Genomic DNA, 13,937 nt, shown 5'->3' with positions numbered 1-13,937 from the left:
GGCGTTGCCGGCCTGAGCGGGTGAACTGTTGGTTGCCATCTGATTATCCCGCGAATGCAATCTTCAGAGCGGCAAGCAGACAGAGGCCGCCGACGATATAGGAAAAGAAACCGTTGAGGACGAGAAGCGAGAGCTTCAGGCCTTCGGAATGGAAATAGTCCTGGATGATCTCCTCCATGCCGAGCTTCATGTGGATGATGCCGGCAAGGATGGTGAGCACGGTGATCACCGAGACGAAGGGATTGGCAAGCGCCGCGATCACCTCTTCATAGGGCCGTTCGGCATAGGCGATCAGGAAGACCACGTAGAACAGGATGAGCGGCACCAGCGCCAGCGACGTCGTGCGGACGCGCCAGAAATGCTCGGTGCCGGATTTGGCCGAGCCGAGCCCGCGAACCTTGCCCAGTGGCGTGCGCATATCCATCAGCAAAATCCCTTAAACGAACAAGAACACGGCTGCCCAGACGAGCAGCGTCAGGACGACCGAGGCAACAAGATTGCCGACCGCCAGCTTGTTGGCGAAATGCTTCTCGTAGCCCATTCCCACATCCCACATGATATGGCGCAAGCCGCCGAGAAGATGATGGATGAGTGCCCAGGTATAACCAATCAGCACCAGCTGGCCGATGATGCTGCCGAACAGCCAGTTGACCCGGTCGAAGTGCTCGACGCCGGCGGCGGCCGCGATCAGCCAGGCGGCAACAAGGATGGTGCCGACATAGAGCGCCGCGCCGGTAATGCGGTGCAGGATGGACATGGCCATCGTCGGCACGAATTTATAGATTTGCAGATGCGGCGAGAGCGGCCGGCTTTTGGTGACATTCGTCATCTGAACCTCACGGAAGAACCGGTCGAACGTCCAAAAACTGGACTATTTTTCTCCGGTATTGCACCTGATTGTGCACAATTCAGTCTGCCGACGTTTAATCACCATATTGATGAACGACAAGTGTGTTTGCAGTGCAAAATGATTTTAATCGATTAGACGGAACCATGGCATCGCGACTGCGGAAAACTTTGCCGCGTTAACGATAGAACCTGAAAAATCGACGAAAATCGTGACTTTTGCGCCCCGCTGCCCCAGATTGCTTCTTAAGGATTTGTTAAGAGTCATCCGGAGGAGCCGCGACATGCGTGCATTCACCTTGCTCAATGCGACGAAAGTCTCGATCACCACACTTGCCTTGGTCGTCTCGCTGACAGGATTCGCGGACGCCCGCGACCGTCACGGCGACCGGAACCAAAACCACAATCGACGGCCACATCATCAGCAGCATCGCGATCGTAGCGAAACGCTGTCGGGCGTCACCGTTGGCCACCGCCATCATGACAGCGATCGTCACGGCGGCAAGAACCGCCTCGTCGGTCGCACCGATTACCACCATCGCGAACAGCGTTTCGCCCATAATCGCCGCCCGAACCGCCGGATCATTCTGCGCGAATATCGCGGCGATAACCGGAACGACTGGGAACCAGCCTATCGCGAGGGGACGGGCGGTGCCTATCTCGGTGGCCTGTCTGCCTGGCGCGACCCCGGCAACGGCACCTATTTCAGCTCCGAGCGCTACGGTTATGACTACGGATATCAGCCTTACGAGGACAATAGTGGATATCCCGACCATCGGGCCAAGATCATCCACGTGAACCCGTCGAGCGCCGGGCGCGCCTGCTCCTGGGAATCCGGCGTCTGCGTCATCCGCCGCTGACGGACGAGCCGGCAAAGCGCCAGACGGTGGTCTTCTTGACCTCGCTGTCCTCCAGCGCCCGCGTCACGGGAACCTGGTAGGTCGCCAGCATTTCCAGGCGGTCGCGCGGGCAATAGGCGCGGCCGGGATCGCCGACGAGGACGTCGGCACCCTCCTCCACCAAGTCTGAAAACCAGGGAACCAGCCGGTCGGCAAACGCCTTGTCATAAAAGACATCCCCTGCAAGATAGACATCCGCTTCGCGTCGATTGCCGATGATATCCCTAGCCGACGAAATCGCATCCACGCCGTTCAATTCCGCGTTGAGGCGGATCGCCGTCCCCGTCCACGGATCGATATCGACCGCCAGCACGCAAGAAGCCCCCGCCTTCATCGCCGCGATCGCCACCAGCCCCGAGCCCGAGGCAAAATCGATCACCCGCTTGCCGGCGACCAACTCCGGATGATCCAGCACATGCCGCGCCAGTCCCTGCCCGCCAGCCCAGGCAAAGGCCCAGAACGGCGGCGGCAGGCCGATCTCCTCCAGTTCCTCCTCAGTCTTCAACCACAGTTCATGCGCCTCGCCCGCCAGATGCAGCCGGATCTCCGGCACGTGCGGCGGCACCATGATGTCGGTGTTGTCGCGGATGAACGTTTCGGGATCGGTTTTCACGGGGTGTGGTTTCCGGTTGAAGAGGCTTCCGTGGCGTGAATGCCCCTCACCCTAGCCCTCTCCCCACCCGCGGGGCGAGGCGACAACAGAGGTTGCGGCTTGTTCCTTCTCCCCGTCAAAACGGGGAGAAGGTGGCCGACAGGGCGGATGAGGGGCTCATCGACGCGCTACCGAGGCGGATTATCCAGCCCGCCCAGCCGGCAGATTTCGAGATACTCTGCTTCCGTCACCGGCTGCACCGAAAGCCGCATCGAGGTCACCAGCGCCATCGTCTCGAATGTCGGATTGGCCTTGATGTCCTTTAGCGAGATCGGCACCGGCAGATCGCAGACGGCGCGGATATCGACGCAGTCCCAGCGCGCGTCGCCTTCCGCCGTCGAATCCGGATGCGAGAGCGCGCAGACCTCGGTGATCCCGACGATCTCCAGACCCTCGTTGGAATGGTAGAAGAAGCCCTTGTCGCCGATCTTCATGGCCCGCATGTTGTTGCGCGCCAGATAGTTGCGCACGCCGGTCCATTCCGTGCCCTTGTCGCCGGCATCCTTTTGCATGGCCCAGGACCATTTGAACGGCTCGGACTTGTAAAGCCAGTACCCCACCTCAAGCCTCCGGATTGTTGAAGACCCAGTTCCAGGGCTTGATATCGACATGGGCGAACAGGCCTGCCTTGGCGTAGGGGTCTTCGGCGGCGATCGCACGGGCCTCTTCGATCGTCTCGGCCTTGATCACAACCAGGCTGCCGTTCGGCTTGCCGGCATCGTCAAGAAACGGGCCGGCGACCTTCAGGACGCCTTTGGCGTTGAGGTCATTGAGGAAAGCCACATGTTCCGGGCGGGTGTCCATCCGCAGTTGCAGGGCATTCGGCTTGTCGGTGCACAATACGGCAAAAAGCATGATTTTCTCCTGATGATTATTCCTGCGTGATCGGCCGGGACATCAATTGCTCCAGCGCCGTCCTCACGTCCATTTTTCCATCGATGATCGCGGCCACCGCCTCGGTGATCGGCATGTCGATCTCAAGCGTGCGGGCAACGTCGGCGGCGACCGTGGCTGCGAACGCGCCTTCCACCAGCTCGCCGCTATGTCCCCGAGCGCTGCCGCTGCGGCCAAGCGCGATGCCGTAACGCAGGTTGCGCGACTGATGGCTGGTCGCCGTCAGCACGAGATCGCCAAGCCCCGAAAGCCCACGCACCGTATCCGCCGCGCCACCGCGCGCCGCGACAAAGCGTGACATTTCGGCAAGCCCGCGCGAAATCAGCGCCGCCCGGGCCGAATCACCAAGACCGGCGCCCTCGACGATGCCGCAGGCAATCGCCAGCACATTCTTCAACGCGCCGCCGAGTTGCACGCCGATCCGGTCGGCCGACGGATAAAGCCGAAACGTCGCACCGGACAGCGCCTCCGCAAGGCGCGCCGCCCGTTCCATGTCACCAGCCGCGATCACCATCGCGGTCGGCAGGCCCTTGGCGATATCGGCGGCGAAGCCGGGACCGGAGAGCACCGCGACATTCTGCTGGTGCAGCTCTTCCCCGACGACATCCGTCAGCAGCCGGCCGCCGGCGCGTTCCATGCCCTTGGCGCAGATGACGACATCGGCACCCTTGCCGATGAAGCTTCGCAGCGAGATGCCCGCCTCGCGCTGGGCCTGCGACGGCATGGCAAACAGCACGATGCCGGCGCCTTCCAACACTGTCGGGTCGTCGGTGACGGTGAGTATTCCCGGCAGGTCGATACCCGGAAGCGCGCTGTCGTTGCGGCCGGTCTGCTTGAAATCCTCGACGATGCTTTCGCGCCGCGCGAGCAGCGTCACAGGCACTTTCCCGGATGCGGCGGCGGCGGCGGCCAGCGCCGTTCCGAAGGCGCCGGAGCCGACGACGACGATACGATCCGTCTGCGCAATCTCTGTCATTCTCAAGCCTTCGCTCCCCGCTTGCCGAACCCGATCAGGGCCTTTGCATCCGCATCCAGCGGCCAGCGCGACCGTGGCGCGACATCGAGTTCATCGGCCGGCAGACCCGCCGCCATGCGCTCCGCACCAGCCCAGGCGATCATCGCCGCATTGTCGGTACAGAGTTGCAGCGGCGGCGCGATGAAGCGGAAGCCGTTCCTGTCGCAGAGTTCCTGCAGCGTCGCGCGCAGGGTCTGATTGGCCGCGACACCACCGGCAACAACGAGGGCCGGATGCTCAACGGTATCAGCAAACTGCTCCTTGAACCGTGCCAGCCCCCGGCCGATGCGGTCCTTCAGGGTGCGCGAAATCGCCTTCTGGAAGGAAGCACAGATATCGGCGATATCCTGCTCGGTCACCGGCGCGATCGACTGCGCCGCCTGCCTGACGGCCGTCTTCAGGCCGGAAAAGGAAAAATCGAGCCGCGCCTCGCCGACCAGCGGCCGCGGGAAAGCGAAACGATCCGGGTTGCCGCTTTTTGCCGCACGCTCGACGGCCGGACCACCGGGATAGGGCAGGCCGAGCAGCTTTGCCGTCTTGTCGAAGGCCTCGCCGAGCGCATCGTCGATCGTCGTGCCCCAACGCTCGTAGACGCCGACATTCTTCACAAGGATCAACTGGGTATGGCCGCCGGAAACCAGCAGCATCAGATAGGGAAAGGCCAGCCCATCCGTCAGCCGCGCCGTCAGCGCATGGCCCTCCAGATGATTGACCGCATAGAGCGGCTTGCCGCTCGCCCGCGCCATCGCCTTGCCGGTCATCAGCCCCACCAGCAGGCCGCCGATCAAGCCGGGACCGCTGGTGGCGGCAATGGCATCGACCTGCGACAGCGTGACGCCGGCACGCAACAGCGCTTCCTCGACCAGCGTATCCAGCGCCTCGACATGGGCGCGCGCGGCAATCTCGGGCACGACGCCGCCATAGACACTGTGCTCCTCCAGCTGGCTCAACACCACGTCGCCAAGGATTTGGCCACGACCGTCCTCGTCACGCAACACCACCGAAGCGGCGGTCTCATCGCAGCTTGTTTCGATGCCGAGAATGCACAGGCGGGCGGACATGGGGCGGTTTACTCGAATATTGCGGTCGCGGGGAAAGGCGGATACAGGAACTCTACGTATAGGGAACTCCGGTAACAACGGATCGCAGTGGATGCAAACAAAACCTTTCCGGATCGGCACGCGGGGCAGCCCGCTGGCATTGGCCCAGGCCCACGAAACGCGGGACCGGCTGATGGCGGCGCATGGCCTGCCATCCGAAATGTTCGAGATCGTCGTGCTCTCCACCATGGGCGACCGGATCACCGATCGCTCGCTGTCCGAGATCGGCGGCAAGGGTCTTTTCACCGAGGAACTGGAGGACATGCTGACCTCCGGCGGGCTCGATTTCGCCGTGCATTCGTCCAAGGACATGCCGACCAAGCTGCCTGATGGACTGTTTCTTTCCGCCTACCTGCCGCGCGAAGATGCCCGCGATGCCTTCGTCGGGCGCACTGCCGCGAAACTGCTCGACCTGCCGCAGGGTGCCACGATCGGATCGTCGTCGCTGCGTCGCCAGGCGCTGATCAAGCGGCTGCGCCCGGATATTGAGGTTGTCATCTTTCGCGGACAGGTCGATACACGGCTGCGCAAGCTGGCGGAAGGCCAGGTGGATGCGACGCTGCTGGCCTTCGCCGGCCTCAAGCGCCTCGGCAAGGAGGACGTGCCGACCGAACTGCTCGATCCCGAGACCTTCCCGCCGGCACCGGCGCAAGGGGCGATCTGCATTGAAAGCCGAATCGGCGACGAGAAGGTCAATGCCCTGCTCGAAGCCATCAATGACATCCGCACCCATGAGGCGGTGACCTGCGAACGCGCCTTCCTCGCCACGCTCGACGGCTCCTGCCGCACGCCGATCGCGGGTTACGCGGTCTCGGATGGCGAAACCCTCCGCTTCTCCGGCATGATCCTCACCCCGGATGGCAGCCAGTCTTTCCGCGTCACGACGGAGGGCAAGGCATCCGACGCCGAACAGCTCGGCGCCAGGGCCGGCAACGATATCCGCATCGACGCGGGACCGGACTTCTTTTCGAGCTGGACCTGAAAGATGCGCGTCCTTGTCACCCGGCCGCAACCGGCAGCGGCGGCAACGGCGGCAAGACTGGAGGCACTGGGGCACGAGGCCATTCTCCTGCCGCTGATGCAGGCGATCCATGACCCAAAGGCCGCTATGGAGGCGCTGACGCAGCCGCATACGGCAATTGCCGTCACCAGCGCCGAGGCGATCCGGGCGATGACTGCCGACTTTGGCAGTGACCTGACGACACCCATCTATTGCGTCGGCGCAGCGACCGCCGACATTGCTCGGAAATCCGGATTCCGGGCCGTCATCGCCGGATCGGGGACCGGCGCCAGCCTTGCCAACCTGATCATCCGCGCCTCGGCGACACGTGACGGAGCCGGGCTTCTCTACCTCGCCGGCCGCCCCCGATCACCGCATTTCGAAACCGCACTTGCGCAAGCCGGAATCGCCTTTCGGGTTGCTGAGGTCTACCGCATGCAGCCGATCGAATACCAGCCGGACGACATCCGGGCATGGCTGGCTTTAAAGCCGCAGGCCGTCCTGTTCTATTCGCAGGAAACCGTGCGGCGATTCTTCCGGCTCGTGCCCGCATCGATGCTCACCGATCTCAGGAATATCCGCCTGCTGTGCATGAGCAGCCAGGTCGCGGACGCCGTCCCGAACGGGTTGGGCCAGACGGCCATCGCCGCAACGCCCAGCGAAGGCAGCCTGCTGGCACTTCTCTGAACCCGCCATCGAGCCGTCCGTTGCCAAAACGCGTCATGGCGCAGGCAAGGAATTGTCGCTTGGGGGCTTTCCCTATCCCTAGTCCGTGTCTAGGTTTAAGCTGAGACGTGCCTTCAGTTCATGCGATAACGGAAAGAGATCATCATGGGACCGGAAAATCCTCCGCGCCGCTCGAAGTCCGACCAGGAACCGTTGACGATCGATCTGGAAGCCAACACGGCCCCGACGGATGACACCGTGACGGACGGCCCGAAGGCGGAGCGCCAGGCCCCGACCCAGGCGGCAGATGACGCGCGCCCTGTGGACATCGAAGAACTGGTCAGCGTCGAAGAGCCCGTAGAAGCCGCGCCAGTGGATGAGGACGCCCGCGCCGATGCCGCAGCCGCGGCTTTCGCTGAAGAACCCGCGGCCACCTACGCCGAACAGCCCGCCGCTTCCGCACCGCCATCCTACCAGCGCCCCTCGAATGCCGGGCCGCTGGCAGCCGGCATTCTCGGCGGCCTGATTGCCCTTCTTGCCGCCGGCGGCCTGCAATATGCCGGCGTCCTGCCGGCGCTTGGCCCGGCAACCGACAACAGCACGATCGAGCAGAGCCTGTCGGCCGATATCGAATCGATCAAGGCGCAGCTGGCGGCCGGATCGTCCTCGTCGCAAGCCACCGATCTCGGCCCCTTGGAAACCCGTATCGCGGCGCTGGAAAAGAGCGCAGCCGAAGGCGGCCGTGACACGACCGCCGATGTTTCCGGCCTCGATGCCCAAATTACCAACCTGACCGGCGAAATCGCCAACCTGAAATCGGCTCTTGCCGATGCGCAGCAGTCGACGGAAACGGCAAAGACCGAGCTTTCGACCCGCATCGACGCGGCGGAAAAGAAGATCGACGAGCCGGCCAGCGACGTGCAACTGGCCCGCGCCATCGCTGTCACCGCGTTGAAGACCGCGATCGACCGGGGTGGTCCGTTCCTGGCCGAACTCGACGCCTTGAAAAGCATCGCCGCCGCCGATCCGGCCGTGACCGGCCTCGCCAGGGATGCGGCGATCGGGGTAACACCCCGCGCCGACCTGACACGCGACTTCCCGGCAACGGCCGACGCCATGCTCGAAGCCACTGAGCATAGCGACCCCAACCAGGGCATTTTCTCGCGGCTGATGGACAGCGCCACCTCCGCCATTCGGGTCCGCCCGGTCGGCAGCGTCGAGGGTGAAGGCCCGGACGCCGTCGTCGCCCGCATCGAGGACAAGCTGGTGAATGGCGACCTGAAGGGCGCCAGCCTCGAATGGGAGGCCCTGCCGGAACCGGCAAAGGCGGCCGGCGCCGATTTCAAGACCAAGCTCGACCAGCGTATCCGGGTCGAGGGACTGATCGACGCGGCTGTTTCCGGCGCCGTGACGGCCAACCAGGGCTGAGGAAGACTTCATGATCCGCATTCTGTTCTACGTCCTCTTCGTTCTGGTCCTCGGCGCAGGCTTTGCCTGGCTGGCGGACCGGCCCGGCGAATTGTCGCTGATCTGGCAGGGGCAGCGCATCGAGATGAGCCTGATGGTGGCCGCGACGCTTCTGGCCTCGCTGATATCAGCCATCCTGGTCGTCGTCTGGCTGCTGCGTGTCGTCTGGCTGTCGCCGCATTCGATCTCCCGCTATTTCCGCGCCCGCAAGCGCGACCGCGGCTACCAGGCCCTGTCGACCGGCCTGATCGCCGCCGGCGCCGGCGATTCGGCGCTGGCCCGCAAGATGACCGCGCGCACCCGCGGCCTGCTGAGCGCCGATCAGGAACCGTTGATCCACCTTCTTGAAGCGCAGACGGCGCTGATCGAGGGCAAATATGACGATGCGCGCAAAAAATTCGAGCTGATGGCGGACGACCCGGAAACCCGGGACCTCGGCCTGCGCGGCCTCTATCTCGAGGCCAGGCGGCTGGGGGCCAACGAAGCGGCCCGCCAATATGCCGAACGCGCCGCCGACAAGGCCCCGCACCTGCCCTGGGCGACGCTCGCGGCCCTCGATTACCGCAGCCAGACCGGCCAGTGGGACGAGGCGATCCGCTTGCTCGACCAGAGCCGCGCCGCCCATGTCATCGACCGCAAGGAAGCCGACCGCAAGAAGGCCGTGCTGCTGACCGCCCGTGCGGCCGAAAAACTCGAAGCAGACCCGAAGGGCGCCCGCGATGATGCGCAGGCCGCCCTCAAGCTTTCCGAAACCCTCGTGCCGGCCGGCCTGATCGCCGCCAAGGCGCTGTTTCGCGAGGACAATCTGCGCAAGGCCGCATCCATTCTCGAAAAGCTCTGGAAACATGAGCCGCATCCGGAAGTGGCGAGGGTCTATGTCCGGGCCCGCAGCGGCGATTCGGCCATCGACCGGCTGAAACGCGCCAACAAGCTGGAAGCTCTGAAGCCGAACAATGTCGTTTCGCTCGCCACCGTCGCGGAGAGCGCGCTCGAAGCCCGCGAACTGCAGCTTGCCCGCGCCAAGGCGGAAGCCGCCGCCCGTATCCAGCCGAGCGAGAGCATCTTCCTTCTGCTCGCCGATATCGAGGAGGCCGATACCGGCGATGACGGCCGCATCCGCCACTGGATGAATCAGGCGCTGAAAAGCCCGCGCGATCCCGCCTGGACCGCCGACGGCGTCACCGCGCCGGAATGGTTGCCGGTCTCCCCGGTCAGCGGCCGGCTCGATGCCTTCGAATGGAAGATGCCGGTCGCGCGGATCGCCGGTCCGGTCGAGGAAGGCAGCATCGATATCGCCGACGAAGCCATCCGCAGCCTGCCGCCGGTGGCTCTTGCCCATCACCGCGAGGAACCGATCCAGAAGCTCGCCGAAAAGGTCGTCGAGACCCGGGTCAAGGCAGCCGCGCCGGTGAAGGCCGGGGAGATCGCGGAAGAACCTGCCGTCAAGACGGTCGCCGTGCCGGCGCCGGCGGAATCGGTCATCGTTCCACGGACGGATAAGGCCGGCACGAAGCCCACGCCGGCAAAAACCGACGAGCCCGTGGTCGAACCCTTTTTCGGCCGTCCGCCGGATGATCCGGGTGTGCGCAAGGATAGCGCCAAATCCGTGGAAACGATCGCCGTTCCGGCCCCCACCGAATCGGTCATCGTTCCCCAGACGGTGAAGACCGAGACGAAGCCCGCGCCGGCAAAGGCCGACGGATCCGTCGTCGAGCCGTTCTTTGGCCGTCCGCCGGATGATCCCGGCGTCCGCAAGGACAGCGCCAAGCCCTTGGAAAAGACGACATTCCGACTGTTTTGAAGACCGAACCCGATTTTTAACGGATCCCCATGCTCGAACGATTTCGCAGCTTTCTCGACAGCCTGACCGGCAACGGGCCTTCCGCCATCGCCCCGGGGGATCCCCGCATCGCCGTCGCCGCGCTCTGCATCCAGGTGATGGAGGCCGATGGGGAGGTCCATGAGAAGGAGCGCAAGAAAATACGCTCGATGGTGAAGGACCATTACAAGCTCGACGACGCATCGCTCGACGCGCTGATCGTCGCCGGCGAGGCGGCCGAGAGCCAGGCGATCGACTATTTCCGCTTCACCTCCGACATCAAGCGGCATTTTTCCGAGGAGCAGCGGATAGACCTGATCGGCATGCTGTGGGAAATTGTCTATGCCGATGGCAAGCGCAGTGAAATGGAGGATCATGTCATCTGGCGCATCGCCGACCTTCTGGGCGTTTCCGGACGGGACAGGATCATCAAGCGGCAGGAGGTCGCCGCGAAACTGGACGTGGTGGAGGAGAAGACTGCCGAACAGGAAAAATGACATGCTTTTCGACGACCGCATGTTCTATACGCGCGAGACCGACAAGCCGGTCCTGATCGTCCTGCATCAGGAACGCTCGAGCCCCGGCCGTGTCGGCCAGCTTTTGCTGGAAAAGGGGCTGGGCCTTGACATCCGCCGCCCCGTGCTCGGCGATCCCTTGCCGGGGACATTGGAAAAGCATGCCGGCGCCATCGTCTTCGGTGGCCCGATGAGCGCCAATGACGACGAGGACTATGTCCGCCGCGAGATCGACTGGCTCTCCGTGCCACTCTCCGAAAACAAGCCCTTCCTCGGCATCTGCCTCGGCGCGCAGATGCTGGTCCGCCATCTCGGCGGCATCGTCGCGCCGCATCAGGACGGCATGACCGAGATCGGCTGGTATCCGCTGCACATGACCGACAAAGGCCGCGCGCTGATGGAATGGCCCTCCATGGTCTACCAGTTCCACCGCGAAGGTTTCGACCTGCCCAGGGGCGCCGAGTTGCTCGCCTCCGGCAGCACCTATCCCAACCAGGCCTTCCGCTACGGCGAAAACGCCTGGGGCATCCAGTTCCATGGCGAACTGACGCGCGTGATGATGCATCGCTGGGTCGTCCACGGCGCCCACCGCTTCGACCTTCCCGGCGCCCAGATCGGCCGCGCCCATCTTGAAGGCCGTATGGATTACGACGCCCCGCTCCGCGCCTGGATGGACCGTTTCCTGACGCATATCTTTCAGCGGCAGGGTGAGAAGGTTTCGGGGTGATCGGTCTGGACTGCAGGCTCCTAACAAAGATTGTTAGTCCTTGTGAACTCATGCCACAATATTCGGTATGAAAGCGACCAGTATGCGAACCCTGACCGTATCTCTTACCCCGCGCCAAGCGGCGATGATGCAAAGCGCCGTTGCGAAGGGCAGCTATGCTTCCAATAGTGAAGTCGTACGTGATGCGCTGCGATCGTGGGAGCAACGCGAGGAAGTTCGGGAGATAGAGCTGGCCCGCCTGAGGAAGGCCTATGACGACGGCATGGCCAGCGGCGAAGGCCGCGAGGTCAGCGCCGATATGCTTCTAGCGGAATTGAAGACGGAAGCTCGCAAGCGTGGCTAAATACATTCTCAGCCCGCGTGCCGAGGAAGACCTGCGCGATATATGGCGCGCCATTGCGAGCGAGCTGCGGATGCTTTGCTGCGGCGGATACTGGACAAGGCCCGACCTGGCCGCCCGGCGTCCGGATACGGGCTCGCCACGGCCGGAACTCAGTCCCACAGCCCGGATTCTGATCGAGGGACGCTACATCATGATTTATGAGCCGGTGCCTTACGGTATCTTCGTGGTCGCCATTGTCTATGGTGCCCGCGACGTGGAAAGCTGGCTTGACTGACGCAGGGGGGCAGGCTTCGCAATCGCCTGAAATCTCACCCCCTCTCCCCCGGAGCATCCAGCGAATCAATCTTGCGCAACTGCGGGAAACCCAGGGCCCAGATCACGGCGACGGCGAGCGTACCGACACCACCGATAACCACGGCCGGGACCGCGCCGATGACATGCGCCATTGTTCCCGCACGGAACTCGCCAAGCTCGTTGGAGGCGCCGACGAAGACCATGTTGACAGCGTTGACGCGGCCGCGAACGGCATCCGGCGTCCACAGCGCGATCAGCGTTTCGCGGACATAGACCGAGATCATGTCCGAGCCGCCCATCAGCATCAGTGCCGCGATCGACAGCCAGGCGACGTCCGACAGGCCAAAGATCACCGTGCCGATGCCGAACAGGGCGACGCCGGCAAACATCAGCACGCCGGCATTGTGGCGAATCGGATAGGCGGCAAGCGTGATCGCGACCGCGATGGCGCCGATGCCTGGCGCGGCGCGCAACAGTCCAAGGCCGAGCGGACCGAGAACGAGGATTTCGCTGGCGAAGACCGGCATCAGTGCCACGGCACCGCCGAGCAGGACGGCGAAGAGATCGAGCGAGATGGCGCCGAGCACAACTTTTTCGGAGCGGATGAACCTGAAGCCGGCCAGGACGGAGGTCCAGTCACGCGGTTCGCTGAGGCTATGCTGCGCCGGCTTTTCGATCATGCCGACGAGAACGGCCGACAGGATGAGGAAGACAAGCGCGACCGAATAGGCAACAACCGCGCCGAGCCCGTAAAGCAGGCCGCCGGCGACCGGACCGAGGATGGCCGCCGTCTGCCAGGACGAGGAATTCCAGGCAATCGCGTTCGACAGGTCGCGGGCCGGCACCAGATTGGGGGCGAGCGACTGCACCGCCGGCGCCATGAAGGCGCGCTCGATGCCGAAGACGACGAGAATGGCAAAGACCGGCCAGGGCGAGAAGGCGTCGGCGATGGTCAGGCCCAGAAGGGCCGCGGCGCAAAGCGCGCTGATGACCATGCAGATCGACACGATCATGCGCCGCGAATGCCGGTCGGCGACCGATCCGGTGATCAGGATCAACAGCAGCGACGGCAGAAACTGGAAAAGGCCGATCAGGCCAAGATAGAGCGTGTTCTGCGTCTGCTCGTACATCTGCCAGCCGACGGACACGCTGATGATCTGGATGGCGAAGGAGGCAAGGAAACGCGCGAAGAAAAAGCGCGCATAGGAAACATGCCGGAAAGCGGCGAACCGGTCGGCACTCTGGATGACGGACATGCGGCGATCTTTCGGTAGGCGGACAAAACGTCAGGCCCGCCGTATTAAACATGTTTCTGCCCGGTGCAAAGCACGGACTTGCCGGTTAACTCGTCAATGTCTACATGTCTCTCAACAACGAATTGGAGACCGGCATGCTTGCTGTCATTGCGACCCTGAATTTCATCATCAACATTGCGTGGTTTCTGATCATTGCTTCGGCGATCTTTTCCTGGCTTTACGCGTTCAACGTAATCAACGTGAACAACCAGGCGATCAACATGATCGGCCGCTCGCTCTATCAGCTAACCGAGCCCCTATACCGGCCGATCCGCCGGGTGCTTCCGGACATGGGCGGCGTCGACCTGTCGCCACTGGTGGTGCTGGTGATCCTCTATTTCATCTGGTACTTGCTCAACACGACAGTCGCCGCGGCGCTGCTGAGCTAAGCTCAGCCTGCAAGAA

At 63.5% G+C, this 13,937-nt stretch carries 18 protein-coding genes; 10 read left to right on the top strand and 8 right to left on the bottom strand.

Translation table 11 applies throughout. The features are described 5' to 3' along the window. Nucleotides 1-43: 43 nt before the first annotated feature. Both sdhD and sdhC read right to left on the bottom strand, forming a co-directional pair. Nucleotides 44-424 (bottom strand): succinate dehydrogenase, hydrophobic membrane anchor protein, encoded by a 381-nt coding sequence (sdhD, locus tag VL202_RS04025; protein WP_325462876.1) that lies wholly within the window; start codon nucleotides 422-424, stop codon nucleotides 44-46. Between the two features lie 12 nt (nucleotides 425-436). Beyond that, complete coding sequence (sdhC, locus tag VL202_RS04020; RefSeq protein ID WP_325462875.1) at nucleotides 437-829, bottom strand: succinate dehydrogenase, cytochrome b556 subunit; 393 nt, start codon at nucleotides 827-829, stop codon at nucleotides 437-439. 301 nt (nucleotides 830-1,130) lie between these two features. On the opposite strand from sdhC, the gene VL202_RS04015 reads away from it, so the two are divergent. Then, a complete protein-coding gene (locus VL202_RS04015; RefSeq protein ID WP_325462874.1) occupies nucleotides 1,131-1,706 on the top strand; it encodes a hypothetical protein in 576 nt (191 codons plus the stop codon). Here the strand turns inward: VL202_RS04015 and VL202_RS04010 are convergent. The 5 genes from VL202_RS04010 to tsaD all read right to left on the bottom strand — a co-directional run bounded on the left by VL202_RS04010 (nucleotide 1,693) and on the right by tsaD (nucleotide 5,367). Then, complete coding sequence (locus tag VL202_RS04010) at nucleotides 1,693-2,358, bottom strand: methyltransferase (protein ID WP_325462873.1); 666 nt, start codon at nucleotides 2,356-2,358, stop codon at nucleotides 1,693-1,695. The genes VL202_RS04015 and VL202_RS04010 overlap by 14 nt on opposite strands. Nucleotides 2,359-2,525: 167 nt before the next feature. Then, on the bottom strand, nucleotides 2,526-2,957 hold the full coding sequence (locus VL202_RS04005; RefSeq protein WP_325462872.1) for an EVE domain-containing protein: 432 nt from the start codon (nucleotides 2,955-2,957) through the stop codon (nucleotides 2,526-2,528). A 1-nt stretch (nucleotide 2,958) separates the two neighbouring features. Then, nucleotides 2,959-3,252, bottom strand: a complete 294-nt coding sequence (locus VL202_RS04000) for a YciI-like protein (RefSeq protein WP_325462871.1) — start codon at nucleotides 3,250-3,252, stop codon at nucleotides 2,959-2,961. 16 nt (nucleotides 3,253-3,268) lie between these two features. Beyond that, on the bottom strand, nucleotides 3,269-4,267 hold the full coding sequence (locus VL202_RS03995) for an NAD(P)H-dependent glycerol-3-phosphate dehydrogenase (RefSeq protein WP_325462870.1): 999 nt from the start codon (nucleotides 4,265-4,267) through the stop codon (nucleotides 3,269-3,271). Nucleotides 4,268-4,269: 2 nt separating this feature from the next. Further along, complete coding sequence (gene tsaD, locus VL202_RS03990; protein ID WP_325462869.1) at nucleotides 4,270-5,367, bottom strand: tRNA (adenosine(37)-N6)-threonylcarbamoyltransferase complex transferase subunit TsaD; 1,098 nt, start codon at nucleotides 5,365-5,367, stop codon at nucleotides 4,270-4,272. Between the two features lie 91 nt (nucleotides 5,368-5,458). Here tsaD and hemC point away from each other — a divergent pair, with 91 nt between their 5' ends. The 8 genes from hemC to VL202_RS03950 all read left to right on the top strand — a co-directional run bounded on the left by hemC (nucleotide 5,459) and on the right by VL202_RS03950 (nucleotide 12,217). After that, the gene (hemC, locus tag VL202_RS03985; RefSeq protein WP_325462868.1) at nucleotides 5,459-6,388 is read left to right on the top strand and encodes a hydroxymethylbilane synthase; all 930 of its coding nucleotides are present in this window, start codon (nucleotides 5,459-5,461) and stop codon (nucleotides 6,386-6,388) included. 3 nt (nucleotides 6,389-6,391) lie between these two features. Continuing rightward, the gene (locus VL202_RS03980; RefSeq protein ID WP_325462867.1) at nucleotides 6,392-7,093 is read left to right on the top strand and encodes a uroporphyrinogen-III synthase; all 702 of its coding nucleotides are present in this window, start codon (nucleotides 6,392-6,394) and stop codon (nucleotides 7,091-7,093) included. Nucleotides 7,094-7,237: 144 nt separating this feature from the next. After that, complete coding sequence (locus tag VL202_RS03975) at nucleotides 7,238-8,500, top strand: hypothetical protein (RefSeq protein ID WP_325462866.1); 1,263 nt, start codon at nucleotides 7,238-7,240, stop codon at nucleotides 8,498-8,500. A gap of 10 nt (nucleotides 8,501-8,510) precedes the next feature. After that, nucleotides 8,511-10,340 (top strand): heme biosynthesis protein HemY, encoded by a 1,830-nt coding sequence (locus VL202_RS03970; protein WP_325462865.1) that lies wholly within the window; start codon nucleotides 8,511-8,513, stop codon nucleotides 10,338-10,340. 29 nt (nucleotides 10,341-10,369) lie between these two features. Then, nucleotides 10,370-10,855, top strand: coding sequence for a TerB family tellurite resistance protein (locus VL202_RS03965; protein WP_325462864.1), 486 nt, complete (start codon nucleotides 10,370-10,372; stop codon nucleotides 10,853-10,855). Nucleotide 10,856: 1 nt separating this feature from the next. Next, nucleotides 10,857-11,600, top strand: coding sequence for a glutamine amidotransferase (locus VL202_RS03960; protein WP_325462863.1), 744 nt, complete (start codon nucleotides 10,857-10,859; stop codon nucleotides 11,598-11,600). A gap of 82 nt (nucleotides 11,601-11,682) precedes the next feature. Further along, complete coding sequence (locus VL202_RS03955; protein WP_325462862.1) at nucleotides 11,683-11,943, top strand: type II toxin-antitoxin system ParD family antitoxin; 261 nt, start codon at nucleotides 11,683-11,685, stop codon at nucleotides 11,941-11,943. Next, a complete protein-coding gene (locus VL202_RS03950) occupies nucleotides 11,936-12,217 on the top strand; it encodes a type II toxin-antitoxin system RelE/ParE family toxin (protein WP_325462861.1) in 282 nt (93 codons plus the stop codon). The genes VL202_RS03955 and VL202_RS03950 overlap by 8 nt, the downstream gene beginning before the upstream one ends. Nucleotides 12,218-12,251: 34 nt before the next feature. Here the strand turns inward: VL202_RS03950 and VL202_RS03945 are convergent, their stop codons facing one another. Further along, nucleotides 12,252-13,493 carry an MFS transporter gene (locus VL202_RS03945; protein ID WP_325462860.1) on the bottom strand — a complete coding sequence of 414 codons (1,242 nt, stop codon included), beginning with the start codon at nucleotides 13,491-13,493 and terminating at the stop codon, nucleotides 12,252-12,254. 134 nt (nucleotides 13,494-13,627) lie between these two features. Between VL202_RS03945 and VL202_RS03940 the strand changes: the two genes are divergently transcribed. Beyond that, nucleotides 13,628-13,921, top strand: coding sequence for a YggT family protein (locus VL202_RS03940; RefSeq protein WP_325462859.1), 294 nt, complete (start codon nucleotides 13,628-13,630; stop codon nucleotides 13,919-13,921). Nucleotides 13,922-13,937: the final 16 nt, after the last annotated feature.

This window comes from Pararhizobium sp., from assembly GCF_035497515.1.
Taxonomy (GTDB): Bacteria; Pseudomonadota; Alphaproteobacteria; order Rhizobiales; family Rhizobiaceae; genus Pararhizobium.
This window is presented reverse-complemented; position numbering and strand designations above follow the sequence as displayed.

Excerpts from the sequence above, each read along its gene's own strand:
- sdhD (WP_325462876.1), bottom strand. The coding sequence starts at position 424 with ATGGATATGCGCACGCCACTGGGCAAGGTTCGCGGGCTCGGCTCGGCC.
- sdhC (WP_325462875.1), bottom strand. The coding sequence starts at position 829 with ATGACGAATGTCACCAAAAGCCGGCCGCTCTCGCCGCATCTGCAAATC.
- VL202_RS04015 (WP_325462874.1), top strand. The coding sequence starts at position 1,131 with ATGCGTGCATTCACCTTGCTCAATGCGACGAAAGTCTCGATCACCACA.
- VL202_RS04000 (WP_325462871.1), bottom strand. The coding sequence starts at position 3,252 with ATGCTTTTTGCCGTATTGTGCACCGACAAGCCGAATGCCCTGCAACTG.
- VL202_RS03995 (WP_325462870.1), bottom strand. The coding sequence starts at position 4,267 with ATGACAGAGATTGCGCAGACGGATCGTATCGTCGTCGTCGGCTCCGGC.
- tsaD (WP_325462869.1), bottom strand. The coding sequence starts at position 5,367 with ATGTCCGCCCGCCTGTGCATTCTCGGCATCGAAACAAGCTGCGATGAG.
- hemC (WP_325462868.1), top strand. The coding sequence starts at position 5,459 with ATGCAAACAAAACCTTTCCGGATCGGCACGCGGGGCAGCCCGCTGGCA.
- VL202_RS03980 (WP_325462867.1), top strand. The coding sequence starts at position 6,392 with ATGCGCGTCCTTGTCACCCGGCCGCAACCGGCAGCGGCGGCAACGGCG.
- VL202_RS03975 (WP_325462866.1), top strand. The coding sequence starts at position 7,238 with ATGGGACCGGAAAATCCTCCGCGCCGCTCGAAGTCCGACCAGGAACCG.
- VL202_RS03970 (WP_325462865.1), top strand. The coding sequence starts at position 8,511 with ATGATCCGCATTCTGTTCTACGTCCTCTTCGTTCTGGTCCTCGGCGCA.
- VL202_RS03965 (WP_325462864.1), top strand. The coding sequence starts at position 10,370 with ATGCTCGAACGATTTCGCAGCTTTCTCGACAGCCTGACCGGCAACGGG.
- VL202_RS03960 (WP_325462863.1), top strand. The coding sequence starts at position 10,857 with ATGCTTTTCGACGACCGCATGTTCTATACGCGCGAGACCGACAAGCCG.
- VL202_RS03955 (WP_325462862.1), top strand. The coding sequence starts at position 11,683 with ATGCGAACCCTGACCGTATCTCTTACCCCGCGCCAAGCGGCGATGATG.
- VL202_RS03945 (WP_325462860.1), bottom strand. The coding sequence starts at position 13,493 with ATGTCCGTCATCCAGAGTGCCGACCGGTTCGCCGCTTTCCGGCATGTT.
- VL202_RS03940 (WP_325462859.1), top strand. The coding sequence starts at position 13,628 with ATGCTTGCTGTCATTGCGACCCTGAATTTCATCATCAACATTGCGTGG.